The 25,259-nt window shown below is 71.7% G+C and carries 28 protein-coding genes; all 28 read left to right on the top strand.

The window, feature by feature from the left end:
- The first annotated feature begins 219 nt into the window (after positions 1-219).
- The gene (gene hemA / locus QN141_06365) at positions 220-1,470 is read left to right on the top strand and encodes a glutamyl-tRNA reductase (protein ID MDR7558093.1); all 1,251 of its coding nucleotides are present in this window, start codon (positions 220-222) and stop codon (positions 1,468-1,470) included.
- Positions 1,463-2,761, top strand: a complete 1,299-nt coding sequence (gene hemL / locus QN141_06370) for a glutamate-1-semialdehyde 2,1-aminomutase (protein MDR7558094.1) — start codon at positions 1,463-1,465, stop codon at positions 2,759-2,761. Before hemA ends, hemL begins: the two co-directional genes overlap by 8 nt.
- Positions 2,758-3,690, top strand: coding sequence for a hydroxymethylbilane synthase (gene hemC, locus QN141_06375; GenBank protein MDR7558095.1), 933 nt, complete (start codon positions 2,758-2,760; stop codon positions 3,688-3,690). The genes hemL and hemC overlap by 4 nt, the downstream gene beginning before the upstream one ends.
- Positions 3,687-4,460, top strand: a complete 774-nt coding sequence (locus QN141_06380) for a uroporphyrinogen-III synthase (protein MDR7558096.1) — start codon at positions 3,687-3,689, stop codon at positions 4,458-4,460. Before hemC ends, QN141_06380 begins: the two co-directional genes overlap by 4 nt.
- Positions 4,438-5,433, top strand: coding sequence for a porphobilinogen synthase (gene hemB, locus QN141_06385; GenBank protein MDR7558097.1), 996 nt, complete (start codon positions 4,438-4,440; stop codon positions 5,431-5,433). The genes QN141_06380 and hemB overlap by 23 nt, the downstream gene beginning before the upstream one ends.
- The gene (locus QN141_06390) at positions 5,415-6,104 is read left to right on the top strand and encodes a chlorite dismutase family protein (protein ID MDR7558098.1); all 690 of its coding nucleotides are present in this window, start codon (positions 5,415-5,417) and stop codon (positions 6,102-6,104) included. Before hemB ends, QN141_06390 begins: the two co-directional genes overlap by 19 nt.
- Before the next feature lie 13 nt (positions 6,105-6,117).
- Positions 6,118-7,236 (top strand): TIGR04053 family radical SAM/SPASM domain-containing protein, encoded by a 1,119-nt coding sequence (locus QN141_06395; GenBank protein MDR7558099.1) that lies wholly within the window; start codon positions 6,118-6,120, stop codon positions 7,234-7,236.
- On the top strand, positions 7,233-8,261 hold the full coding sequence (hemE, locus tag QN141_06400; protein ID MDR7558100.1) for a uroporphyrinogen decarboxylase: 1,029 nt from the start codon (positions 7,233-7,235) through the stop codon (positions 8,259-8,261). The genes QN141_06395 and hemE overlap by 4 nt, the downstream gene beginning before the upstream one ends.
- On the top strand, positions 8,261-9,184 hold the full coding sequence (hemH, locus tag QN141_06405) for a ferrochelatase (protein MDR7558101.1): 924 nt from the start codon (positions 8,261-8,263) through the stop codon (positions 9,182-9,184). The genes hemE and hemH overlap by 1 nt, the downstream gene beginning before the upstream one ends.
- Complete coding sequence (gene hemG / locus QN141_06410) at positions 9,184-10,581, top strand: protoporphyrinogen oxidase (GenBank protein MDR7558102.1); 1,398 nt, start codon at positions 9,184-9,186, stop codon at positions 10,579-10,581. Before hemH ends, hemG begins: the two co-directional genes overlap by 1 nt.
- On the top strand, positions 10,581-11,294 hold the full coding sequence (locus tag QN141_06415) for a hypothetical protein (protein ID MDR7558103.1): 714 nt from the start codon (positions 10,581-10,583) through the stop codon (positions 11,292-11,294). Before hemG ends, QN141_06415 begins: the two co-directional genes overlap by 1 nt.
- Positions 11,295-11,326: 32 nt before the next feature.
- Entirely contained in the window at positions 11,327-11,917 is a 591-nt protein-coding gene (locus QN141_06420) for a helix-turn-helix domain-containing protein (protein ID MDR7558104.1), read from the top strand.
- Positions 11,918-11,987: 70 nt separating this feature from the next.
- The gene (locus QN141_06425) at positions 11,988-12,719 is read left to right on the top strand and encodes a glycosyltransferase family 2 protein (GenBank protein MDR7558105.1); all 732 of its coding nucleotides are present in this window, start codon (positions 11,988-11,990) and stop codon (positions 12,717-12,719) included.
- Entirely contained in the window at positions 12,716-13,393 is a 678-nt protein-coding gene (gene bshB1 / locus QN141_06430) for a bacillithiol biosynthesis deacetylase BshB1 (protein ID MDR7558106.1), read from the top strand. The genes QN141_06425 and bshB1 overlap by 4 nt, the downstream gene beginning before the upstream one ends.
- A gap of 3 nt (positions 13,394-13,396) precedes the next feature.
- Complete coding sequence (locus QN141_06435; protein ID MDR7558107.1) at positions 13,397-14,956, top strand: hypothetical protein; 1,560 nt, start codon at positions 13,397-13,399, stop codon at positions 14,954-14,956.
- Positions 14,953-15,666, top strand: a complete 714-nt coding sequence (gene ccmA, locus QN141_06440; GenBank protein MDR7558108.1) for a heme ABC exporter ATP-binding protein CcmA — start codon at positions 14,953-14,955, stop codon at positions 15,664-15,666. Before QN141_06435 ends, ccmA begins: the two co-directional genes overlap by 4 nt.
- Positions 15,663-16,310: a heme exporter protein CcmB gene (locus QN141_06445; protein ID MDR7558109.1), complete on the top strand. Its 648-nt coding sequence runs from the start codon at positions 15,663-15,665 to the stop codon at positions 16,308-16,310. Before ccmA ends, QN141_06445 begins: the two co-directional genes overlap by 4 nt.
- Before the next feature lie 80 nt (positions 16,311-16,390).
- Positions 16,391-17,032 (top strand): cytochrome c biogenesis protein CcsA, encoded by a 642-nt coding sequence (gene ccsA, locus QN141_06450; protein ID MDR7558110.1) that lies wholly within the window; start codon positions 16,391-16,393, stop codon positions 17,030-17,032.
- 109 nt (positions 17,033-17,141) lie between these two features.
- Entirely contained in the window at positions 17,142-17,528 is a 387-nt protein-coding gene (locus QN141_06455) for a cytochrome c maturation protein CcmE (protein MDR7558111.1), read from the top strand.
- Positions 17,525-19,498, top strand: a complete 1,974-nt coding sequence (locus tag QN141_06460) for a cytochrome c-type biogenesis CcmF C-terminal domain-containing protein (GenBank protein ID MDR7558112.1) — start codon at positions 17,525-17,527, stop codon at positions 19,496-19,498. The genes QN141_06455 and QN141_06460 overlap by 4 nt, the downstream gene beginning before the upstream one ends.
- A gap of 1 nt (position 19,499) precedes the next feature.
- Positions 19,500-20,243 (top strand): hypothetical protein, encoded by a 744-nt coding sequence (locus tag QN141_06465; GenBank protein ID MDR7558113.1) that lies wholly within the window; start codon positions 19,500-19,502, stop codon positions 20,241-20,243.
- Positions 20,244-20,251: 8 nt separating this feature from the next.
- Positions 20,252-21,148 (top strand): c-type cytochrome, encoded by an 897-nt coding sequence (locus QN141_06470; GenBank protein MDR7558114.1) that lies wholly within the window; start codon positions 20,252-20,254, stop codon positions 21,146-21,148.
- A 51-nt stretch (positions 21,149-21,199) separates the two neighbouring features.
- Positions 21,200-21,868 carry a Rieske 2Fe-2S domain-containing protein gene (locus QN141_06475; GenBank protein ID MDR7558115.1) on the top strand — a complete coding sequence of 223 codons (669 nt, stop codon included), beginning with the start codon at positions 21,200-21,202 and terminating at the stop codon, positions 21,866-21,868.
- A gap of 5 nt (positions 21,869-21,873) precedes the next feature.
- Positions 21,874-23,007 carry a cytochrome b N-terminal domain-containing protein gene (locus QN141_06480; GenBank protein MDR7558116.1) on the top strand — a complete coding sequence of 378 codons (1,134 nt, stop codon included), beginning with the start codon at positions 21,874-21,876 and terminating at the stop codon, positions 23,005-23,007.
- Positions 23,008-23,009: 2 nt separating this feature from the next.
- Entirely contained in the window at positions 23,010-23,270 is a 261-nt protein-coding gene (locus QN141_06485) for a hypothetical protein (protein ID MDR7558117.1), read from the top strand.
- The gene (locus tag QN141_06490; GenBank protein MDR7558118.1) at positions 23,263-23,463 is read left to right on the top strand and encodes a hypothetical protein; all 201 of its coding nucleotides are present in this window, start codon (positions 23,263-23,265) and stop codon (positions 23,461-23,463) included. Before QN141_06485 ends, QN141_06490 begins: the two co-directional genes overlap by 8 nt.
- Positions 23,460-24,671 carry a cytochrome b N-terminal domain-containing protein gene (locus QN141_06495; protein MDR7558119.1) on the top strand — a complete coding sequence of 404 codons (1,212 nt, stop codon included), beginning with the start codon at positions 23,460-23,462 and terminating at the stop codon, positions 24,669-24,671. Before QN141_06490 ends, QN141_06495 begins: the two co-directional genes overlap by 4 nt.
- On the top strand, positions 24,664-25,134 hold the full coding sequence (locus QN141_06500; protein MDR7558120.1) for a hydrogenase iron-sulfur subunit: 471 nt from the start codon (positions 24,664-24,666) through the stop codon (positions 25,132-25,134). The genes QN141_06495 and QN141_06500 overlap by 8 nt, the downstream gene beginning before the upstream one ends.
- The last annotated feature ends 125 nt before the right edge of the window (positions 25,135-25,259 follow it).

Here is a 25,259-nt window from a genome sequence, read left to right on the forward strand (position 1 = left end):
CCTGCGTCTCCTCGTTAGGTCTCCCTACACCAATTTACTGCGCCGGGCCGAGGCGGCTGACAATCCGGCCGCTGCCCGATATGAATCCCTCCCCAGCCTTATGGATGCGTGTGCTGACCGCTTGCTATGCTACCCGCGTAACTAAAGGAGGGCTTTCTCCAGAAGTCGAATAATTTGGCAACTTTGCCCAGGATTTCTCCATCGCCTCCGATGCTCACGATGATCGGCCTCAGCCACAAGACCGCGCCGCTGGAGGTGCGGGAGCGGCTGGCCTTTGGCGAGGAGGAGTTGCCGGAGGCGCTCCGGGCGCTCCGCGCCCTGCCCGGGGTGCGGGAGGCCTTCCTCCTTTCGACATGCAACCGGACGGAGGTCTACCTCTGCACCTGGGAACAGCCCGACCGCGGCCAGGTCGCGGAGGCCCTGGCCAGGCTGCGGCGGGCGGACGCGGCCAGTTTCCTGCCCCACCTGGGCCTCGCCGCAAACGATGAGGCCGCCCGACACCTCCTGCGCGTGGCCGCCGGGCTGGAGTCGATGGTCGTCGGGGAGAGTCAGGTTCTCGGCCAGGTCCGCCGCGCCTTCGCGGTGGCCAGAGCGACGGGGGCCACGGGACCGGTGTTGCATCGGCTCCTGCAGGTGGCCATCGCCTGCGGACGACGGGTCCGGGCCGAGACGAGCCTGGGGCGCCCGTCCGCCTCGATTCCTCATGCGGCGTTTGACCGGTGTCGCCGGAGCTGGGGATCGGCGCGCGACCGGACGGTCGGGATTGTCGGGGCGGGGGAGATGGCTCAGCTCGCCGCAAAGGCCTTCAGCGCGGGCGGGGCGCGGATCAGATTTGTCGCCAACCGCACGCTGGAGGCGGCGGAGGCCCTGGCCAGCCGCTACGGCGCGGAGGCCATCCCGCTCGACGTCCTGGCGCCGGCGCTGGACGGGTTGGACGCGCTCATCGTCTCCGTCGGCGCCGACCACGCGGTGATCGGGGCGTCGTCGGTTGCCGGTCGCGACGGCTCGGCTCCCCTGCTCGTCGTAGACATCGGCGTGCCCCGGGGGGTCGATCCGGAGGTGGGCCGCCTGCCGGGGGTGACCTTGATCGACCTGGACATGCTCGGACCGGAGACGAATGATCCCGATCCGCCAGAGGAGGTGGCTGCAGCGGAGGTCATCGTCGAGGAGGCGCTGGAAGCCTTTCTCCGCTGGCAGGGGACCCGCGCCGCGGAACCGGTGATCGCCGCGCTGCACCACCGCGCGGAGCGAATCGTGGAAGAAGAACTGGAGCGGGCGCGGGCCAGGTTGCAGCGCCTCGACGAACGCGAGCGCCGCGCCGTGCGCGGGGTGGTGGAAGGGGCGCTGCGCAAGCTCCTCCACGCGCCCTTCGTGCGGCTCCGCGCGCGGGGTGACGACGCGCGGGTGCTGGCCCTGGCGCGGGAACTGTTCGACCTGGACGGGGAACTGGACGGTGGGCCCGGTGAGTGAGGCGGTCGCGGCCACGTCGGAAGATCTCTTCACGGAGAGCCTGCAGTACTTCCCGGGCGGCGTGAACAGCCCGGTACGGGCTTTCCGCGCCGTCGGCGGGACGCCGGTGGTCGTGGTCGAAGGCCGGGGAGCGCGCGTGACCGACGTCGACGGCCGGAGCTACCTCGACTACATCGGCTCCTGGGGCGCTTTGGTCCTGGGCCACGCCGCGCCCGAGGTGGTCGATGCCGTCCGGCGGGCCGCCGCCCGCGGCACGACCTACGGCATGCCCACGCCCTATGAGGTCGAACTGGCCGGGATGATCCGGGCCGCCGTTCCCTCGATGCAGCGGATGCGCTTCGTCAGCTCCGGCACCGAGGCCGCGATGAGCAGTCTGCGCGCGGCCCGGGGATTTACGGGTCGGGCCAAGGTCGTCAAGTTCGCGGGGTGCTATCACGGCCACGCCGACGCGCTTCTGGCGCAGGCCGGGTCCGGGCTGGCCACCTTCGGGCTTCCCGCCAGCGCCGGTGTCCCCGCGGGCGCCGTCGCCGACACGATCGTGCTCTCCTACAACGACATCGGGGCCCTGCGGGAGGTGTTTGCGGCGCGAGGAGATGAGATCGCGGCGGTGATCGTGGAGCCGGTGGCGGCGAACATGGGGGTCGTCCCGCCCGAGCCCGGTTTCCTCGCCGCGCTGCGCGAGTTGACCACGGCCTGCGGGGCGCTGCTGATTTTCGATGAGGTGATCACCGGGTTCCGGGTGGCCCGGGGGGGCGCGCAGGAGCGCTTCGGGATCACGCCCGACCTGACGTGCCTGGGGAAGATCGTCGGCGGCGGCCTGCCGCTCGCCGTCTACGGCGGCCGCGCCGACGTGATGAACCTCGTTGCCCCGCTCGGCCCCGTCTATCAGGCCGGCACCCTGTCGGGGAATCCCCTGGCCGTGGCGGCGGGCGCGGCCACGCTGCAGCGGCTGGCCGAGCCGGGAACCTACGAGCGGCTGGAGGCTCTGGCCGCAGGGCTGGAGGCGGGGCTGCGCGAGGCGGCGGCCCGCGCGGGGGTGTCCTGTTCCGTCGTGCGCGCGGCCTCGATGCTCACGGTGTTCTTCACGCCTCGGGCGCCGCGCAGCTACGCCGAGGCCGCGGCGGCCGATACCGCCGCCTTCGCCCGGTTCTTCCACGCCATGCGGGACCGCGGGGTGCTGCTGCCGCCGTCCCAGTTCGAGGCCTGGTTCGTGTCGCTGGCGCATACCGACGACGACATCGCCCGCACCGTGGCGGCGGCGGGCGAGGCGTTCCGGGCGGTGCGGCCGTGACGGCGGAATCCTTCGTCCTGGGGACGCGCGGCAGCACGCTGGCCGTGCGCCAGACGGAGGCGGTGGCGGCCGCGTTGCGCCGGGCCCATCCCGCGCTCACCGTCTCCGTTCTGACCATCCGGACCACCGGGGATGAGCGGCCGGAGACGCCCTTTGAGGGTCTGCCCGGGATCGGCTTCTTCGTCAAGGAACTGGAGGTCGCGCTCCTCGAGCGGCGCGTGGATGCGGCGGTGCACAGCATGAAGGACCTGCCCACGGCGGCCACCCCGGGGCTGACGGTGTGCGCCGTCACCGCGCGCGAGGATCCCCGCGACGTGCTGGTCGGACGTCGGGGCGCCACGCTGGCGACCCTTCCCCGGGGAGCGCGGATCGGCACCGGCAGTCCGCGGCGCGCGGCGTTTGTGCGCGCCGTCCGCCCGGACCTGCAGATCGTCCCCATCCGGGGCAACGTCGAGACGCGGCTGCGCAAGGTGGACACCGGCGAGCTCGACGCCGTGCTTCTGGCCGGGGCGGGTCTGCGCCGCCTGGGGTTGGAGGACCGGATCGGCGAGTGGCTGCCCTTCGAGGTGATCCTGCCGGCCCCCGGACAGGGCGCGCTGGGGGTGCAGGTGCGGATCGGAGACGAGACGGCGGCGCAGATCGTCTCCGCGGTGGACGATCAGCCGACGCGGTGGGCGGTGACGGCCGAGCGGGCCTTCCTCGACCGGCTCCAGGGAGGATGTCGGTTGCCGGCGGGAGCGCACGCGATCATCCGCGACGGCGCGGTGCGGCTCCAGGCCGCGGTGGTGGTGCCGGACGGCCGCCGGGCGCTGCGGGGGGAACGCAACGGACCGGTCTCCCGGGCGGAGGCGGTGGGTCGGGCCCTGGCGGAGGACCTGCTGGCCCGCGGGGCGGGAGAACTGCTGCGCGCCGTGGAGGCCGGGGGATGAGGAGGATGCGTCTGCTGGTGGCGCGTCCCGAGGGCCAGGCCGAGACGCTCTGCGCGCGGCTGCGAGATCTGGGGATCGAGCCGGTTCCGGTCCCGGCGATCGAGATCGTACCGCCGGAGTCCTCTGCGGATCTGGAACGGGCGATCGCGCGGTTGCCCGAGTATGACTGGCTGGTTTTTACCAGCAGGAACGCCGTCGCGGCCGTGTTCGACCGGCTCCCCCTCCTGGGAAGAGGGGCGTCACTGCCGCGACTGCTGGCCATCGGCCCGGCCACGGCCCAGGCACTGCGCGACCGCGGGGTGCGGGATGTCTGGATGCCGAGCCGGGCGCTGAGCGAAGCAATCGGGGAGGAGATGCCGATCCGCGCGGGGGAGCGCGTCCTGCGGCTTCGCGCCGAGCGCGCCTCCGCGGAGCCCACCCGCCTGCTGCGGGACCGCGGGGCCGTCGTGGATGAGGTGGTGGTTTATCGAACCGTAGAGGCTCCCCCGGCGTCGCGGAGTCTGCTGGCCGCGGCGGTCCGGGACGGGCTGGACGGCGTGATCGTCACCAGCGCCTCGACGGTACGGGGTCTGGTGCGCCTGGCGCAGGATGTCGGTTGCCTCGAGACGCTGCGCGCCCTGCCGACCGTCGCCATCGGTCCCGTCACCGCGCGGGCGCTGGAGGAGGCCGGCCTGCGCGTCGACCTCGTGGCTTCCACGCACACGGCGGAGGGGATCGTGGCCGTATTGCGCGAGAGGGGGATCCCGCATGCTGGTGTCGCACCTGCGTAGCGCGGTCGAGGCGCGGCCGCGGAGGTTGCGCCGCACCGCCCCGATCCGGGCCCTCGTCCGGGAGACGCGGCTGGATCCGGAGATGTTCGTCGCGCCCATCTTCGTCCGCCCCGGGCGAGGCCTCCGGGAACCTATTCCGTCGATGCCCGACCAGTATCGCCTCACCGTCGACGAGCTGGCGCCGGAGGCGGACGGCCTGCGCGGTCTCGGGATCCACGGCGTGCTCCTCTTCGGTCTCCCCGAAGCCAAGGACGCGTCGGGAACCGGCGCCTACGACGACGACGGGATCGTGCAGCGCGCGGTGCGGGCGCTGCGGCGGAGCCACCCCGACCTGGTCATCATGACGGATGTCTGCCTGTGCGAGTACACCTCGCACGGGCATTGCGGGATTGTGCGCGACGGCCAGGTGGACAACGACGCCACGCTGGAGGTGCTGGCGCGCACCGCGGTCTCCCTGGCCGCCGCCGGCGCCGACGTGGTGGCGCCGAGCGCGATGATGGACGGGCAGGTGCGGGCCATCCGCAGGGCGCTCGACGAGGCCGGCCTGACCCAGACGGCGATCATGGCCTATTCCGCCAAGTACGCCTCGGCGTTCTACGGACCGTTCCGCGAGGCCGCCGGCTCCGCCCCGCAGTTCGGCGACCGCCGGGGATACCAGATGGACCCGGCCAACGCCCGGGAAGCGGAGCGCGAGATCGCCCTCGACCTCGCCGAGGGAGCGGATCTGGTCATGGTCAAGCCGGCGCTCGCCTACCTGGATGTCATCCGACGGGTCCGCGATCTGGTTCCGGTGCCGCTCGCCGCCTACAACGTGAGCGGGGAGTATGCGATGGTCAAGGCGGCGGCGGCCGCGGGATGGCTTGACGGGCGGGCCGTCACGCTGGAAATCCTCACGGCGCTGGCCCGGGCCGGGGCGGATATCCTCATCACGTACCATGCCAGGGAGGCGGCGACGTGGCTGGCGGCGCGGTAGGGGAGCGCCCCGTCCTTCAGGTGCTGGCGCTGCGGCTCGACCCGGCCTGGCGGCGCCTGTCCCCGGCGCAGCGGGCGAGCGAGCGCGAGGAGTTTGTCGCGGCGGTGGCGCAGACGGCGCGGTCGGTGACGACCCTCACCTACTCCTCGGTGGGGATGCGTGCCGACACCGACCTGATCTTCGTCCGGGCTGCGTCGTCCTTCGAAGACCTGGAGGAGGCCGCCGCGGGAATGCTGCGCAGCGGAGTGGGGAGATCGCTGCAGATCGCCCACAGCTTCACCGGGTTGATCCGGGGGTCGACGTACGTCAAGAAACCCGGGGCCCAGGAGCAGGCGCTCCTGAGCGGCGAGCGGTCGCGCTACCTGATCGTCTACCCCTTCACCAAGACCGCCGACTGGTACCGCCTGAGCCGCGAGGCCCGGCAGGGGATGATGAACGAGCACATCCGCGTCGGCCACGACTTTCCGCAGGTGCGCCAGCTGCTGGCGTACTCCACCGGGCTGGACGATCAGGAGTTCATCGTGGCCTACGAGACCGACGACCTGGCCGCGTTCCAGGACCTGGTCGTGGCGCTGCGGGAGACCGAGGCGCGCCGCTACACGCTCCGCGACCAGCCGATCCTCACCGCGGTCTTCCGGCCGCTGGAGGAGGCCCTCCGGCTGCTGGGTTGAGGAGGGAGAGGCGATGCGCACGGCGACGGCGGCCGTCTCCGCCGGGGCGGGGTACCGATTCGATCGCGCCCCGCGCATGATCTACTGGGAGATGACGCGAGCCTGCGACCTGGCCTGCCGGCACTGCCGGGCCGAGGCCGTCGCGCAGCGCGATCCCCTGGAACTGACCACGGACGAGGCGGTGGCGCTGCTGCGGACGCTGCTCGACTTCGGTCACCCCCTGCCGCACCTCGTCTGCACGGGCGGGGATCCCCTCAAGCGGCCCGATCTGCTGGAGATCGTCCGGACGGGCACCGCCATGGGGCTGGGGGTCTCCCTGGCCCCGAGCGCCACGGCCAGCCTCACGCGGGAGATGATCGTGGCCCTCCAGGCCGCGGGGATGCAGAGCATCTCCCTCAGCCTGGACGGTTCGACCGCGGCCCGTCACGACCGCTTCCGCGGGGTGGAGGGCACCTTCGAGACCACGCTGCGCGCGGCCCGCTGGATTCGCCAGGCGGAGATCCCGCTGCAACTCAACACGCTGGTCACGGCGGAGACCGCCCCGGACCTGCCGGCGTTGTACGACCTGGCCTGTTCGTTGGGCATCATGCGCTGGAGCCTGTTCTTCCTGGTGCCGGTCGGCCGGGGGAGGACGCTGCCGGAACTCACCCCGGAGCAGGCGGAAGACGTGATGCGCTGGCTGGCGGCGCGCAGCGCGGAGGCGCCGTTCGCCATCGCCGCCACCGAAGCCCCGCACTTCCGGCGCGTCGCATTGGCCGAGGCCCAGGCCCGGGGCCTGACCGCTCAGGCCGTGCGGCAGGGGCCCATCGGCCGCGGCTTCGGCGTCCGCGACGGCAACGGAGTGATGTTCATCTCCCACCGGGGGGATGTGACCCCGGCCGGGTTCCTCCCCGTGATCACGGGGAATGTCCGCGACCGCTCGGTGGTGGAGCTGTACCGGTCCCACGAGGTGTTCGTGGCCCTGCGGGATCCCGCGCGCCTGCGCGGCAAATGCGGGGTGTGCGAGTTCCGGGAGCTGTGCGGAGGATCCAGGGCGCGGGCCTTTGCGCACTTTGGGGACTACCTGGCCAGCGATCCGCTGTGCGCCTACATCCCCCGGGGCTGGCGGGACGAGGTGCCGGCGCCGATATGAGCCGCTTCCTGCTGGCCTGCCGCCGGCAGCCCGTGGACCGGACGCCGGTGTGGTTCATGCGTCAGGCCGGGCGCTCGCAGCCCGGATACCGGGCCCTGCGCGCCCGGTACTCCCTGCTCGAGATCTGTCGCCACAGCGATCTTGTGGCCGAAGTGACCCTGGCCCCGGTGGAGCAGCTGGGTGTCGACGCCGCGATCCTCTTTGCCGACATCACCGTGCCGCTGCTGGGGATGGGCGTCGCCTTCGACCTGCGGGAGGGAAGCGGCCCCCACATTCACCGACCGGTGCGCGACGCCGCCGATCTGGAGCGGCTGCATCCTTTCGAACCCGAGGAGACCGTCCACGCCCTGCTGGACGCCGTCCGTCTCATCCGGCGCAGCGCCCCGGTGCCGCTGATCGGATTCGCCGGCGCGCCCTTCACCCTGGCCAGCTACCTCATCGAAGGCGGGCCCTCCCGGGAGTTCCTCCGGACGAAGGCGCTGATGCGGGAGGACCGGCGCCTGTGGGATGGGCTGATGACCCGCCTGACCGAAGCGACCACGAGTTTTCTTCGGGCGCAGATCGCTCACGGCGCGCAGGCCGTCCAGCTCTTCGACAGCTGGGTCGGCGCGCTCTCCCCGCGGGAGTACGCGGTGTATGCCGCGCCGTACAGCCGGAGGATCTTCGAGGCGGTACGCGAGACCGGCGTCCCCGCCATCCACTTCGGGACGGGCACATCGGGATTGCTGCGGGAAATGGCATCCGCCGGGGGAGATGTCATCGGCGTGGACTGGCGGATCGGACTGGATGTCGCCTGGGCGCAGATCGGGTACGACCGCGCCATTCAGGGGAACCTGGATCCGTCCCTGCTCCTGGCCTCGCCCGAGGTGCTGCGGGCCGAGGCGGAGGATGTCCTCAGCCGGGCGGCGGGACGCCCGGGCCACATCTTCAACCTGGGTCACGGTGTGCTGCCGGAGACGCCGCAGCAGCGCCTGCGCGATCTGGTGGAGTTCGTCCACGCCTACCGGCCGGCGGCGGTGGTGTGATGGCGGCGAGGCAGGCCGTCCTCCTCATGGCCTACGGCAGTCCCCAGACCCTCGACGATGTGGGGACCTACTTCACCCACATCCGCGGAGGGCGCACCCCTCCTGCGGAGCAGATTGAGGAGCTGCGGGAGCGCTACCGCCGCATCGGGGGGACCTCGCCGCTGCGGGCCATCACCGCCCGGCAGGCGGAGGCGTTGCAGCAGACCCTGGCCCGGCAGGGGATGGGCATCCCCGTTTACACGGCGATGAAGCACGCGCCCCCGTTCATCGCCGACGTCGTCGGGGTCATGGCCGCCGAGGGCATCCGGGATGCGGTGGCCCTCGCCCTGGCGCCGCACTACTCCCGCCTGAGTGTGGCCGGGTACTTCTCCGCCGCGCGCGAGGCGGCGGCAGCGCACGGCATCGCCCTGCGCGCCGTCGAGTCCTGGCACGACCATCCCGGGTTCATCGCCGCGCTGGCCGCCCGCCTGCGCCGGGCCCTGGCCCGGTGCGCCTCGCCCGAGGAGGCCGAGGTGGTGTTCACGGCGCACAGCCTGCCGGAGCGGATCCGCACCTGGGACGATCCCTATCCGGTCCAGCTGATGCGCACCTGCGACCTGGTGGCGGCTCTGGCGACCCTGCCCTCCTGGCGGCTGGCCTACCAGAGCGCGTCGCACACAGGGGAGCCGTGGCTGGGGCCCGACCTGCTGGCGGTCCTGCGGGCCCTGGCCGCCGAGGGCCGGCGGCAGGTCGTCGTCTGTCCCGTGGGATTCGTCGCCGACCACCTGGAGGTTCTGTACGACATCGATGTCGAGGCCAGGGAGGTTGCCGCCTCCCTGGGGCTGCGGCTCGAACGGGCGCCGTCGCTCAACGCGGAGCCCGATTTCATCGCCGCCCTCGCCGACCTCATCACGCGGGCGTTCCGGGAAGAGGGCGCACGCTGATGGCGCGTATCGCGGTGGTGGGAGGAGGGATCGCCGGCCTCGCCGCCGCGTACGCGCTGCAGCACGGTCTGCAGGAGGGCCGCGCGGTCGGGGTGACGTTGATCGAAGCAGCGCCCCGTCTGGGCGGGAAGATCCTGACGGAGCGCGTCGGCGGTTTCCTCATCGAAGGTGGTCCCGATTCCTTCCTGACGCTGAAACCGCAGGCGGTGCAGTTCGCCCGCGCCCTGGGTCTCGGCGACCGGCTGGTCCCCACAGGGCGGCCCCGACACGTCTTCATCCTCCACCGGGGACGGCTGCACCCCCTGCCGGACGGACTGACCTCCCTCGTGCCCCGGCGGCTGGGTCCCTTCCTGCGCAGCGACCTCTTCTCGATCCGGGAGAAGGCGCGGTTCGCATGGGACCTCCTCGTCCCGCCGAACCGGAACGGGAGCGATGAGACGATCGGCGCCTTCGTCCGGCGCCGGCTGGGCCCGGCGGCGGTCGAGCGGCTGGCTGGTCCGCTGCTGGCCGGGATCCATGCCGGCGACGTCGAGGCGTTGAGCCTGCGGGCCACCTTCCCCACGCTGGCCGAGGCGGAGATCCGGTACGGGAGTCTGACGCGGGCCGTGGTGGCCCGGCGGCGTTCCGTGACGGGCGTTGACGGCGAGGCGGCGATGTTCATGACGCTGGCCGGCGGGCTGCAGGAGCTGGTGGATCGCGTCGTGACGGCGCTGCAGGCCGTGGTCCTGCGGACGGGAACCCGTGCCCTCTCCCTGGAGCGGCGGGCCCGCGGCTACCGGGTCATCCTTGAGGGGGGAGAGGAGGTCGAGGCCGACGCGGTGATCCTGGCCACACCCGCCAACGTCGCCGCCGCCCTCCTCCGCGACGTCAACGAGGCCGCATCACGTCTGGCCGCGGACATCCCCTACGCGTCGACGGCGGCGGTGGCGCTCGGATTCCGCCGTCCGGATGTCGCGCATCCGCTCGTCGGGCACGGCTACGTCGTCGCCTCGTCGGAAGCGATGCTGCACACCGCCTGCACCTGGGTGAGCTCGAAGTGGCCGGGTCGTGCGCCGCCCGATCACGTCCTGCTGCGCTGCTTCGTCGGACGCGCGGGGCGGTCGGCGGGATTGGAACTCGCCGACGATGTGCTGGTCCGCAGGCTGCTGGCGGAACTCGCTCCGCTGCTGGGTCTGCGGGGAGATCCGGTGCTGGCACGCGTCTACCGGTGGCCCGCCTCGATGCCGCAATACACCGTGGGCCACCTCGAGCGCCTCCGTGCCCTGCGTGCGGCCCTGGCCGGGACGCCCGGGCTGTTCATGGCCGGGGGAGGATACGAAGGGGTGGGGCTTCCGGACTGTATCCGCCAGGGACAGGAGGCCGCGGCGGCGGCGCTGGCCTCCGCCTCACCGCCGTGATGACATGGGTTCCGGCGGCCTCGTCCGCCGTGACGGTGGTCTTTGCCGCGCTGGTGCTGCGGCGGTACGCCGTCCGCCGCGAGCCCCACCTCCTGCTCTGGGGGATCGGCCTGAGTTTCTTCGGCCTGGCCACCGTCGCCGAAACGTACTCCGCAGTCGCCTGGCACCCCGTCGCCTTCCGCCTGTGGTATCTCGGGGGGGCGGTGCTGAGCGCAGCATGGATCGGGCAGGGAACGGTGCATCTGCTGGCCGGGCCCCGCCGGCGGCCGCTCGCCTCCGCCCTGACCGGGCTGCTCGCCGCGGCGAGCCTGGTCGCCTCGGGGCTGGTCTTCACGGTCCCGCTCGACGCGTCGGCGTTCGACCCACGGCGGCCTCTGGGCGTCCAGTACCGCGCCGTCCTCCCGCCGCGCGCCCCGGTACGCCGCATCACACCGGCCTTCAACATCTACGGCACCGCGGCGCTGGTCGGCGGCGCCCTGTACTCGGCCTGGTTATTTCGGCGTCGCGCCCTTGCCCCGCACCGTGTCCTGGGCAACCTCCTCATCGCCCTGGGCGCTCTGACCATCGCCCTCGCCGGGACCCTGGTCCGCTTCGGCCTGGGAGGCGTCCTGGCCCTGGGTGAACTCCTCGCCGCCGCGCTGATGTGCGCCGGCTTCCTCCTGGCCGCGGGTCCCGCGGCGGGAAGGATATCCGCCTCCCCTGCGCGGCGATGACTGCGCGGCCGAGGCGGCAGGGACCGGAATGGATGACTCTGGGAGAGGCCAGCGCCTTTCTGGGCGTGGACGCCTCCACGCTCCGGGCGTGGGCCGACGCCGGACGCGTCCCGGCCTACCGGACTCCGGGCGGGCACCGCCGGTTCGACCGGGCCGCCCTGGAGGCGTTCTTGGAGCGCAGCCGACGCGAGCCCGAGCGCAAACTGGCCGAACTCATCGGACCCCACGCCGCCTACCTGATTCCCGACGCCGTGGAGCAGATCCGCCGGCAGCGCTGGTATCGTCTCCTCGACGACACCACGGCCCGACAGATCGGCGGTATCTGTCACGGGCTGATGGATGCCCTGGCCGGCTATCTGGCCGGCGGCGCGCGGCAGCGCGAGGCCCTGCACGCCGGCGAGGAAGCGGGGGCGGCGCTGGGCCGGGCCGTGGCGTCCCTGGGCCTGGACGCGGCCGAGGCCACCGAGGCCTACCTGTTCTTCAAAGGGATCATCGGCGACGCGGTGACCCGGCGCCTGCCCCTGTCGCCCGACGGCAAGGTCCGCTCCCTGCGGCGCATCGACGCCTTCCTCAGCCGCGTCCTGCTCCGCATGATGACGGCCTTCGCCGCCGCGAAGGAGTAGGGCCGGAATAGGGCGATCCCTCTTATCCGTCCCCTAGGCTAGCGGCTATACTGTGGGGGTGGCCGCCGCAATGCAGGCGCTGATCGTCATTCCCGTGTTCAACGAAGAGCGGTCGCTCGATGCCGTGCTGGACCAGGTGCGCCGGGTCGCGCCGGCCGCCGAGATCCTCGTCGTTGACGACGGCTCCACCGACCGCTCTCCGGAGATCCTGCGCGCGCGGACCGACCTCCGCGTCGTCCGCCACCCCCGCAACCTCGGGTACGGCCGGTCGCTGATCACCGGATTTGCCGAGGCCGTGGCCGGAGGATACGACGTGGCGGTGACCCTGGACTGCGACGAGCAGCACGAGCCCGCGCGCATCCCCGACTTTCTGGCCGCCGTGCGCGACGCCGACATCGTCTCCGGCAGCCGCTACCTCGATCCGACGGTCCCCGGCGATCCGCCTCCGCCGGATCGGGCGCAGCTGAACCGCGAGTTCACGGCGCACATCCGGGCGATCACCGGGTACGCCATCACCGACGCGTGGTGCGGGTTCAAGGCCTATCGGGTCGAGGCGCTGCGCCGGTTCCAGCTCACGGAGTCCAGTTACGGCCTCCCCCTGCAGGTGTGGGTGCAGGCCGCCTACCATCGGCTGACCGTGCGGGAGATCCCGGTGGCCCGAATCTACAAGAATCCCGAGCGCCGGTTCTGGGGCGGGCTCGACGATCCGCCCACGCGGCGCGCCTACTATCTCCGCGTCCTCGAGGCGGAGGTGGCCCGATGGCTGCCGGACCGGCTGGGTCTGCTGCGGGTGGCGCGATGAGAATCCTGGCCGTGGGGCCGCATCCGGACGACGTCGAGATCGGGATGGGCGGGACGGTGCTGGTCCTGCGCGCCGCCGGCCATGAGGTCGTGCTCTGCGATCTCACCAACGGCGAACCGACGCCGATCGGCACGCCCGAGCGGCGGGCGCGGGAAGCGGCGGAGGCGGCGGGGATATTGGGGGTGCGGCGGATCACGCTGGAGATGCCCAACCGGACGCTGGCGGACACCGTGGAGAACCGGCAGGCGCTGGCCGAGGTGATCCGATCGGTGCGTCCGGAGATCCTGTTCATTCCCTACTGGGAAGATGCGCACCCGGACCACGTCGCCGCGGCCGCCCTGGGCGAAGCGGCCAGGTTCTACGCCAAGCTGACCAAAGTGTCCATCCCCCACGCCCCCTGGTATCCCCGGCGCGTCGTGCACTTCCTCTGCAGCCACTACGCACTTTCCGTCCGTCCGACCTTCGTCGTGGACATCAGCGGGCAGATCGACACCAAGCTCCGCGCCGTGGCGGCCTACGCCTCACAGTTCGGTCCGGAGCGGGGCAACGAAGGGTTTTTCGAGGAGCTCCGCGCCGTCGGGCGTTACTACGGGGCGCTCATCCACCGCGCCTACGGCGAGCCCTTCGTCATGCGCGAGGTGCCGGGGCTGCTGGGGCTGGACCAGTTCGTCTGAAGGATGCGCACCGCCTCCGCGACCGTGTCCTTCGAGATCCCGGCGCGTTCCGGCGAGGTACTGTGCGTCCCGCCGGCGTCCCAGCTCCTCGTCGTGGCCGAGGCCAACCGGCGGGCCCTGCAGGCGGCGTCCACGCCGGTGGGCGGGGTGAGTGTGGGGAACATCCGCGCCGAGATGCGGCGGGCCGTCCTGGCCGCCACCTCCGCCTACGGCGAAGAGCTGCGCCTCCCGCCGCTCTCCGAGGCCGACCCCCGGCCGCTGGTGGGCACCGGACACCAGCCGGTCCTGTTCCATCCCGGTATCTGGGTCAAGCAGCTCCTCGGTGCCCGTCTGGCGTCGGCGGCGGCGGTGGTGAACATGGCCGTCGATTGCGACGCCGCCGCGGAGGTCGGCGCCGATGCGCCGCACCTCGACGGCGGGCTGCGCATTGTGCGCGAGACGCTGCGCCGTACGGACCCCGAGGTCCCCTACGAGGCCACCGCCGCGCCGGATCCCGGGGAGTGGGCGGCGTTCCTCGAGCGCCTGGACGCCCACCTGCGGACGTTGCCCCACCGCCTGACGCGGGAGACCTTCGCGGAGTTCCGCGCGCGGACGGCCGACCTCCAGGCCCGCGAGATCGGTTCATTCCTGACCCTGGCACGGCGCCGGCATGAGGGCGAGGCGGCGTATGCCGAACTCCCGGTCTCGCGCCTCAGCGACCTGCGGGGGTTCCGGCTGTTCGTCCTCCACCTGATCACCGAGGCCGAGCGCTTCTCGGCGGTCTTCAACGCACGCCTGGCGGCCTACCGTGAACTCAACAACATCCGGACCGCGGGGCAACCCTTTCCCGGTCTCGGTCGCGACGGCCCGCGCTTCGAGGTGCCCTTCTGGATCATCCACCGCGGTTGCCGCCGGCGGATGTATGTCGACCGGTTCGGCGGCGCGTATCGACTGTGGGCCGAGGCGCAGCAGGTGGCCGCCATCGCCGGGCGCGACCCCGACGAACTGGCCGGCCTGGCCGTCCGGCCACGAGCCCTCACCCTGACCCTGTTCACCCGGCTGTGCGTGGTGGACCTGTTCATCCACGGGGTAGGCGGAGGGCGGTACGATCGGATGACCGACGAGGTGATCCGGGAATTCTTCGGCCTCGAGCCTCCCCGGTACGCCGTGGTCAGCGCCACGCTGCACCTCCCGCTCGGCGAGTTGGATCCGGATCTGGAACGGGCCGTCCTGCAGCGCCGGCACCTGGAGTTGCTCCACAATCCCGAGCGCGCGCTGGGCGACCCGACCGAGGAGCAGCGGCGGTGGATCGAGGAGAAGTGGCAGTGGATTCGGCGGCTGGACGAGGGGCATCTGACGCGGCGGGAGCGCCGGGAGGCCACCCGGCGGATCCGGACGATCAACCAGCATCTCGGCCGCGCGTTGGCCGAAGAGCGGCGGCGGATCGAGGAGCGGCTGGCGGCGCTCGCCGGTGTCGGCCGGGCCTTCGCCGCCGCCACCTACCGGGGTTACCCGTTCTGCTTCTTTCCCCGCCCGGAGGTCGAGGCGCTGGTGGACCGCATGTTTGCGGAGCCGCAGGCGTGAGGTCACAGGCGCCCTCCGGCGGCAGCGGTGTTCTGCTGGAGGTCCGTGCGGTCTCCAAGTCCTACGGGCGGAGGCGGGCCCTGAGCGGGGTGTCGCTGACTGCAGGGGTCGGGCGGGTCGTGGCGGTGCTGGGGCCGAACGGCGCCGGAAAGAGCACCCTGCTGCGGATCGCGGCCGGCATCACCCGGCCCGATGCAGGCGAGGTCCGGGTGGGAGGGCATCCGGCGGACGACGCCGGGGTGCGGCGCCGGATCGGCTTCGCCGGCCACCAGTCCCTCCTTTACGGGGCCCTCACCGTGGAGGAGAACCTCCGCTTCTATGCGCGGCTCTACCGTCTCGATCCAGACCACATCGAGGAGGGACTGACCCGCTTCGGCCTGCTCCCGCACCGTCGGCGGCCGGTCCACGAGCTCTCCCGGGGACTCGTCCAGCGCGCCAGCCTGGCCCGCGCCCTCCTGCACCACCCGCCGGTCCTGGTGTTGGACGAGCCCTTCACCGGCCTGGACGCCGACGGCGCGGCGGTGCTGCAGGGAGTGATCACCGATCTCCGGGCCCGGGGCGGGGCGGTCCTGCTGGCCACCCACGCCTGGGCGGAGGCCCGCGACCTGGCGGACGAGGCGGTGGTCCTGGTGGGCGGACGGCTGGCGCTGGCTGATGAGGCGGAGGCGGTGGACGCCGGACGCCTCGCCGCCGTCTACGGCCTGTCATGAACGGGTTCTGGGCGGTCTTCCGGAAGGATCTCCTCATCGAGTGGCGCGCCCGGGACCTGCTGCCCCCGATGGTCGTGCTGGCGCTTTTGCTGCTGGCCGTCACGGGCGCGGCGGGGGCCGGAGCCCGGAGCGCGCCGGCGATGCTGTGGGTCACCGTGGCCGTCGCGGCCGCGTTCGGCCTGCTGCGCAGTTTTCAGCAGGAGACCGAACGGGACCAGCTGCACGGATTGCGGCTGGCGGGGGTGGATCCTGCGGCGCTCTACCTGGCGAAGGCGGCGGCGAACTTCGTTCTCGTGGGCACCGTGGAGATCATCGCCCTGGCCGCCGTCGTGGTCTTCTTCGACGTCTCGATCCCCCCGCGACCGGCGCTCCCGGCGGTGCTGGTGCTCGGCACCGCTTCCCTGGTGACCAGCGGCACGTTGCTGGGAGCGCTGCTGGCCGCGGCACGGGCACGGGAGGCGCTACTCCCCCTCCTGCTGCTCCCGCTGACGACCCCGGCCGTCGCCGCCGCCGCAGGCGCCACGGCCCGTCTGCTGTCGCCGGCGGGCGGGTCGGTGGTCGGGGAGATCCGGCTGCTGCTGGCGTTCACCGTGCTGTTCCTCGCGATCGCCGTGCTGCTTTTCGAGCACATCATCGAGGAGTGAAGGCGGCGAACCGCTCTCGGGTCGCGGAGGTAGAAGGCTCCTCTTCGCCTGCGGCGAAGGGAGTCAGTCGGGGGTTGGGTATGGTGTTGCTGGTGTTGGCTGCCGTCGCCGTCCCCGTCGGCATTGTCCTCGCCTTGTTCGTCGCGCCGGTGGAGGCGGTCCAGGGCGAGCCGTACCGCATTCTCTACGTCCACGTGCCGAGCGTGACCGCCGCCTACCTGGCCTTCACCGTGACCTTCGTGGCCAGCGTCGTCTACCTCCTCACCCGGCGGATCCGCGTGGACCGTCTGGCCGCGGTCTCGGCCGAGATCGGCCAGGTCTTCCTGACCATCGTGCTCCTCACCGGCCCGATCTGGGGGAAGCCGGTGTGGGGGGTGTGGTGGACCTGGGACGCCCGGCTTACCACCGCGCTGGTCCTGTGGTTCATCTTCGCGGGGTACCTGATGCTGCGGGCCTGGGCGGGACCGCAGGGAGCGCGGGCTGCGGCCGTGGTGGCGATCGCCGGGTTCCTGGACATCCCCTTGATCCACTGGTCGGCGGTGCTGCTGCGCACGTTGCATCCGCCGCCCACGGTCTTCCGTCCGGAGGGGCCCGCGCTGCCGCCTTCGATGCTCGTCATCCTGTCGGTCAACACCGCGGCCTTCCTGCTGGCGTATTTCGCGTTTCTGACGGTGCGGATGCGGCAGGAGGCCCTGCGCGACCTGCAGGAGGCGGCGCCGTGATCTACGTCGCCGCCGCGTACCTGGTCACCCTGGCCGTGCTCGCCCTGTATGCGGGCTCGATCTGGCTGCGCCAGCGCCAGCTCAATCGCTCCGCGCCCGGAGGCTTCCGGTGACGGCATCCCGCAGACTGGTGGCAGGCCTGGCCCTCATCGTCCTGGCCATTGCCGTCGTAGCCTACAGCGGGATCCGTTCGGCCGCGGTCTACTACCTGACGCCCACGGAGTTTGCCGGCCGTCCCGATCTCCGCCACGCGCAGGTCCGCCTGGCCGGGCGCGTCGAGTTGGGCAGCGTGCGCCGCCGGGACGGGCGGATTGAGGCCTTCACCATCGGCGACGGGGCCACGACGATCGAGGTGCGCTACGACGGCCCGCTGCCCGATCTCTTCGCCGAGGGGCGCGAGGTCCTGGTCGAAGGTCGGCTGGACGGGACCGTGCTGGCGGCAAGCCGGGTGATGACCACCCACCCCACCGAGTACCGGGAAGCGCCCCCGCGGTGAGCACTCTGGGGAGTTTCGCGCTGCTCGCCGCCCTGGTCGTGGCGGCCTACGGACTGGTCGCCGGCCTGGCCGGACTCCGACGCCGGGACGACGCCCTGCTCGAGAGTTCGCGCCGGGCCCTGGTGGCGTGGGCGGCCTTCGCGGCGCTGGCCTCTGCGGCGCTGCTGGCCGCGCTGCTGACGAGGGACTTCTCGATCCGCTACGTGGCCGAGACGTCGAGTCGCGACCTCCCCCTCCTCTATACCGTCACCGCCTTCTGGGGCGGCCATGCCGGATCGCTCCTCCTGTGGGCGTTAGTCCTCGGACTCTACGGCGTCGCCGCCGCAACCCGCCTCAGACCGTCGGCGGATGCCCCGCTGGTCTTCCTCGTCCTGCTGGTCACGGCCGCGTTCTTCACCCTGACGCTGGTCCTGGGCAGCAACCCCTTCGCCTCGGAGCGGATTCCTCCGCCGGACGGGCGGGGGCTGAACCCCCTGCTGCGCAACCCGTGGATGGCCGTGCACCCTCCGGCGCTGTACCTGGGCTTCGTGGGGACCACGGTCCCCTTCGCGCTGGTGGTGGCCTCGCTGGTGCGCGGCCCCGGATCCCGGTGGCTCGAGGCCACGCGGGCGTGGATGCGTCCGGTCTGGTGCTTCCTGACCCTGGGCCTGCTGTTCGGCGCGAAGTGGTCCTACGTCGTCCTCGGATGGGGCGGGTACTGGGCGTGGGATCCCGTGGAGAACGCGGCGCTCATGCCCTGGTTGACCAGCACGGCATTCCTGCACTCCGCGCAGGTGCACGGCTACGACGGCTCGCTGGGCGGCTGGACCAGGGCGCTGGTGCTGCTCACCTTCCTGCTGGCCATCCTCGGAACGTTCTTGACGCGCAGCGGCGTGCTGAGCTCGGTGCACGCCTTTGCGCACTCGACCGTCGGCGTGTACTTCCTGGCGTTCCTCACCGTCGCCTCCCTGGCGTCGTGCGCGCTGCTGCTCCGGAGCCGGAGGGAAGCGCGTCCGGCCGCGGACAGCGCGCTTCTGAGCCGGGAGGTCGCCTTCCTCGTGAACAACGTGCTCTTTGTCGTGGCCGTCGCCGCCGTGCTGTTCGGGACACTCTTTCCGCTCCTGGCCGAAGCGGTAACCGGGGACCGGATCAATGTCGGCCCGCCCTACTTCAACCAGGTGATGGTGCCGATCGTCCTCCTCCTGCTCCTGTTGATGGCCGTCGGACCGCTGCTGTCCTGGCGGCGCACCGATCCCCTGGTGTTGAGCAGGCGTCTGGCCCTGCCGGCCGCCGCCGGCGTGCTGTCGGCCCTCGCCGCCGCGGCGGCCGGCCTGCGACGGCCGCTGCCCCTGCTTCTTGTGGCCCTGGGCGTCCTTGCTGCCGCAACGACCGTCGGCGAGTTCGTCCGCGGCGCCGGCCTGCGGCGCAACCGCGGGCAGGCCTGGCCCGGGGCGCTCCTGCAGCTGGTCGGCCGGGGCCGGACGCGGTACGGAGGGTATCTCGTTCACCTCGGGGTGCTGATCATGCTGGCCGGCATTGCGGCGTCGTCGGCCTTCACGACGCGGGTCCAGGTGACGGTGGCCCCGGGGGAGCGGTTCCGCCTCGGCCGGTACGAGGTGCGCTACGACGGCGTCCGGGCGGTGGGCGGTCCCGGGCTGCTCATCACCGAGGCCCGCCTCACCGCCGCGGACGGCCGGACCCGGGTCGCGCTGCGGCCGCGCCACCTGCTCCACACGGTGAGCGACCAGATCACCGCCGAGGTGGCGATCCGCTCCAGCTGGCGCGACGACCTGTACGTCGTGCTGATCGGTCTGGCCGCCGACCGCCGTGCGACCTTCCGGGCGCTGCTCACGCCGGGAATGGCCTGGCTCTGGACGGGGGCGCTGGTCGCGCTGGCCGGCGGAGTGCTCGCGGCAACGCCGGCGCGCCGCCGCGTCCCGGCGCGGCAGGCCATGCCCGGGGCCGCAGTCGTCCCGGAAGGAGGCGGCTAGCATGATCGAGGTCGTGATCGTCGTCTGCACCGTCGCCGCGGCGGTCTACCTGCTCCGGCCGCTGTTCGCGGCCCTGATCATCGCCACGGCCGTGCTCGCCTCCGGTGCCGCCGCCGCTCCGGCGCGGGACGGCCCCGCCATCGGGCTGCTCCTCATCGCCGTCGACGCCGGAGTGGACCACCTGCGGATCTCCGAGGCGTGGCGTGTGGGCAATCCGGGCCCTCCCCGGGAGATGGTGCTCCGGGGCGTCCTGCCCCCGGGCGCGCAGTACCTCACGTTTCATCGCGGCGTCAAGACCTTCGTCCGGACGGCGGAGGGGTTCGCGGCGCCCGTGCGCCTGGGCAGCGGACTCTCCGAGATCGCCTACAGTTACCTGCTGCCCGCCGGGGCGACGGCCGTCGTTCCCCGGAGATTTCCGCTGGACGTCAGGCGGCTGGAGGTGGTCGCGCGCGGCGGACGGACACGGCTGCGCCTCGATCGGGGCCATCCCGCCGACCCGATCCGGCTGGACGGGCAGACGCTGCCGCGGTGGGAGGTGCGCGATCTCGCCGCCGACCAGACCCTCACCCTCTTGCTCGACCATCTCCCCGCCTCGCGCCCCTGGTTGCCCGGTAGGGCCGCCGCCGTCCTGGCCGTGGCCCTGGGGGCGGGACTGACCGCGCGGATCCGCCGACTGCCGGACAGGGCCTCGATGGGGACAGACCGGCGCACAGAGGAGACGGTGCCGGACTCAAAGAATCCCTGAGGCTTGGTATGTCGGGTCTTCCCCGCCTGCTGGTCGTCCTGCTGGTCATCGGATCGCTTTCCGTCGCCGCCTGCCAGCCGACGGTCGATGTCTCGCAGGCGCTGGGGACAACGCCCCTTCCTTCGCCCGCGCCTCCGGATCCCAGGCTGGTGCCCGTCCGGCCCTCGGCCATCGAAGGCGCCCGGGTGTTCCAGCGGGCGCAGTGCGTGGTCTGCCACGGCTCCGAGGGGCGCGGCGACGGGCCGGCGGCCGCGAATCTGCGCGCGCCCGGCAAGAACCTGATGACAGACTTCTTTGCCCTCCTGGGCATCCGGCTGCGCGGCGAGCCACTGCCCAGCCGTCCGGCAAACTTCCACAACACCGTCGCGATGCGGTTGAACAGTCCCTTCAGCATGTACGAGACCGTGACCCGGGGCCGTCCCCACACGGCGATGCCGGCCTTCCCGCCGAAGGGCGGCAAGCCGGCCTACGGGGCCACCGCCTTCGGCGTGAACCTGACCGACGAGGAGCGCTGGCACGTCGTCTTCCATGAGTGGACCTACCAGAGTACGCTGGAGGAGATCCTGCGGGGGAAGCGCCTCTACGAGTCCAAAGCGGTCGAGATCGAGGGCTTTGCCGTGACCTGCGCCTCCTGTCACGGCACGGCGGGAGACGGCCGCGGGCCGCGGGGCCGACAGCTGGCGCGGCTGCTGTGGAACTGGTCGCGGGGCCAGGGTCCGGGGATCTTCACCGACATCAACCTCATGGCGCAGCGCAAGCCCAGCGAGCTGTACCAGGCCATCGTCGACGGACGGGGCCTGATGCCCGGCTACCGCGGCAAGCTGACCGACGACGAGATCTGGGCCCTGGTCAACTACGTGTACACCTTTGTTTACGACTACCCGTGGCCCCAGACCGAGCGGTGAAGCCCCGGGGCGTTGCCGGAGGCCCGGGAAAGGCGGTATGGTGATCTGGACATGAACGAGGCGTCTTCGACCCGGGTCAGGCGGCGCGGGTTCCTCAAGCTGGTCACGGCCGTCCCCGTAGCGGGCGCCCTGGCCGCCCTGGCCTCCCCGCTGCTGCGCCTGCTGAAGCCCAACGTCCCCAAGTTCGACCTCCTGCGCCCTACGGCGCCGGACACGGCGAGGGGCGAGGCGATCGTCGCCGCGTCGCTCTCCGAACTGCGGAACCCCTGGGACTTCAAGTACTTCGTCTTCACCCAGCGCTATCCGCAGTACACCCCGCAGGGGTTCAAGACGGCCAGCGTCCCGGGGGTGGCCGTGCGGCTGCCCTACAAGATCCGGCTGCCGCTGGACTGGGCGCAGGCCATCGGCAAGGAGCCCCCGGTCCGGGAGAGCGACATCATCGTCTTCTCCCGCATCTGCCCCCACCTGGGCTGCATCTACAACTACGTGCCGAACTACCGGGAGGTGACGGCGGGCTACGGCGGGTACGTGCCGCCGCCGCAACGGCAGCACGCGCTCATGGCCTGTCCCTGCCACCTGAGCATCTACGACCCGGCCGACCGGGACGTCCCGGGACGCGTGCTGTCCGGACCGGCGCCCAGGCCGCCCCGGACCTTCCTCTTCGAGATCCGGAACGCCGAGATCGTCGTCACCGACGTGGAACCCGGCGGGATCGCCTGAACGGTATGTGGGAACGCCTGCGGGACTGGGTCCGCGAACGCCGCGAGCACCTCAACCTCTTCGACGAGACGCTGGTGGCCCGGCAGGACAACCCCATGTACCTGCTGGGTCCGCTGCTGTACTACTTCTGGCTGATCACGGTGGTCACGGGCGTCGTGTTGATGATCTGGTACGAACCGACCACCGCCGGGGCGTACACCTCGATCGAGCGGATCCAGCGCGAGGTCCCGCTGGGCTGGCTCATCCGCGGCCTGCACAAGTACGCGGCGGACGGGGTCATTCTGACCATCATCCTGCGTATCTACCGGATGTACTTCCTGGGCGAGTATAAGAAGCCGGGCGAGCTGTCCTGGATGCTGGGCTTCCTGGGCCTGATCCTGGCCATGATCTCGGGGATCACCGGCTACCTGCTGATCTGGAACCAGCGGGCCTTCTGGGCGGCGAAGACGGTGCTCACCGTCCCGGTGTACTTCGACGAGCTCCCGGTGATCGGCCGGATGGGCTTCGGCTCCATGATCGCCTACATCTTCCTGGGCGGGCCGGCCATCGGCCAGGCCACGATCACCCGATTCTATGCCATCCACTTCGGGATCTCGCTGGTCCTGCTCATCCTGATCGAGGTGTTCTTCCAGCGCACGCGGCGCAAGCGCATCAACATGTCCCTGCTGCCCATCGTGCTCTTCCTGGCCATGCTGGTGGTGATCAGCTACATCCTCCCCGCCGAGTCCGGCCGGCGCGCGGACCCGACGCGCACGCCGCTGCCGATCCTCTCCGACTGGTACTTCCTGGCCCTCTACCAGTACGTGAAGTACACGCCGCCGCTGTGGGCCGGGCTCGGGCCGGGTCTGCTCATCGGCTACGGGATGCTGGTGCCGTTCCTGGACCGCAGCAAGGGCCGGCGGCCCCTGGAGCGTCCCTTCTTCTTTGTCGTCGGGGTGATGGCCCTGCTCTACTTCCTGGCCTTCACGACGCTCATTCTGTTCAACATCGCGGTGATCGAGCGCGAGCCCTTCATCATCATGAACCTGACCGCCGTCATCCTGGTGCTGGCCTTCCTGTGGGAGCTGCGCTATCGGCGTCGCCAGCGGACGGCGGCGCCCCCGCCGGCGCCGGCCGCGGGCGGGGCGGCGGGGCACTGACGATGCGGCTCCTCTCGATCGTCGCCGCCTTTGTCCTCGCCCTGGGGGCGTTGAGCCGGGGGTGGGCGGCGTTGCGCCGGGCCTGGGCGCAGCCCACGCCGGAGGCCGCGGCGGCGACCCTGCTGTACGCCCTGGTGTTCGTGCTGATGTTCCTCTACCTGGGGTTCTGGGTGTACAGGGCCGATCGCGCCGCAGGGAAGGTGGTGCGGACGATCGGCCTCTACGAGCGGATCCTCAGGCGAAGGGAGGGCCGCGTTGGCTAACCGTCTCCTCCCCGGCGTGATCCTGGCGTCCCTGGTGGCGCTGCTCGCCGCCGCGGGCATCGTCTACGGCGAGGCCACCGACCGCTGGTTCTTCGGGGGGGCGATGATCGGCGTCCTGCTGCTGGCCTACTCGGTCCTCCTCCTCCTGCTGCGGAAGATGGGCATCCTCGGCCCCCGGAAGGCGGAGCGATGACGATCGCCCTGCAGCCCGGCCCCGCTCCCAGGACCGCCGTGCGCGGCCGCTACGGCCGGCTCATGACCTGGCTGCTCCGCGCCACGCTGCGGCTGGATACGGCGATCCACCGGATCTGGCCCACCGACTACAACCCGCTGTACTACACCGGAGGGCTGGCCAACCTCTTCCTGCTGATCCTGGTCCTCTCAGGACTCTTCCTCTTCTTCTATTATGAGGCCAGCCTGGGCGGCGCCTTCGACTCGGTCCGGTACATCACCGAGGGGGTGCCCTACGGCGGGATCATCCGCGGGGTCCACCGCTACGCCGCCGACGCCTTCATCGTCGCCGTCCTGCTGCACCTCTTCCGCAACTGGTTCACCGACCGGTACCTGTTCAGCCGCGACAACCCCTGGATCTCCGGGATGTTCCTGCTGGTCTTCGGGGGCTTCGTCGGCGTCACCGGCTATCAACTGATCTGGGACGAGCGGGCCCAGGTGCTGACCGGACTGTTCCTGGGCCTGCTGCGCTCGATCCCCGGGGTGGGGGACCCTCTGGCCCGGATCTTTCTGGGCGGCGCCGGGGTCAGCGACGGGACGCTCGTCCGGATTCTGTTCCTGCACATCGCGCCGGCGTCCACGCTGTACGTCCTGCTCTGGTGGCATTACCTGCGCCTGCGCCATCCGAAGATCTGGCCGCCGGCCACCTGGGTCCTGTTCAGCGTCGGACTGATCTTCCTGCTGGCCGGCATCATCCCGGCGCGGGGCGGCGAGCCCGCCGCCCCCGGCGCACGCCCGACGGGATTTCCGCTGGACCTCTTCTTCCTGCTGCCGTTCTGGCTGCTGAACTGGATCCCCCCCGGGGGCATGGTGGCGGCGCTGGCGCTGCTTGTGGTGCTCGGCCTGGCCATCCCCTACGTCGGGCGGCGCGAGCACCCGGAGGCGATGAACGTCCGCCATGCCGGCGTGGCCCAGGTCATCGACGGCAACTGCACCGGCTGTGAACTGTGCTACTACGACTGCCCCTACAACGCCATCATCATGGTGTCCTCGCCGGCGCCCGGCCTGTCCCGGGCCGCGGCCAACCGCACCCTGCTGGCCGTCGTGCTGGAGTCCCGCTGTGTGGAGTGCGGGATCTGCGTGGGGGCGTGTCCCTTCGAGGCGCTCGAGCTCCCGGGGTTTCTGGAGCGCGACGTCAAGCGCCTGGTGGCGGAGGCGGTCCGTGCCTGAGAGGACGGCGGCGGCTGGCGAGTGGCCGAAGATCGTCGGATTCGTCTGCGACTGGAGCGTGGATCTGGCTCCGCTGGTGGAAGCCGGTCGCCTGCGGGAGCTGCCCAACGTGCGGATCATCCGCATTCCCTGCTCGGGGTTCGTGCGTCCGGCCTGGCTGGAGGACGCCCTGGGCCGCGGCGCCGACGGTGTCTTCGTCACCGGGTGCCCCTATGGAGACTGTCTCAACCGAGAGGGCAACTACCTGATGCGCGACCGGGTCGATCAGCTGCAGCGTCGCCTGGTGCGCCGGCGCATCGACCCGGCCCGGCTGGCCATGCTGGCCCACGGGCTGCACGACGGGCAGGCATTCCTGGCCGAGATCCGCGCCTTCGTCGAGCGGCTGCGGGCGCTTCCGAAAGCCGCCGCCGCGCGTCCGCCTCAGGCGCCCGCCGCCGCGTCCGCCACGGAGGGAGAAGGCTGATGAGGCGGCGCCCGCTCAAGGTGATCCTGCTCTACGTCCTGTATTACCTCTTCTGGTTCCTCCTGTTGACCTTCGTGGCATCCTTCGGACTCATTGCCGAGACCTAGACGCATCCGAGGACATCC

The organism is Armatimonadota bacterium, from assembly GCA_031459765.1.
GTDB classification, from domain to species: Bacteria; Sysuimicrobiota; Sysuimicrobiia; order Sysuimicrobiales; family Kaftiobacteriaceae; genus Kaftiobacterium; species Kaftiobacterium secundum.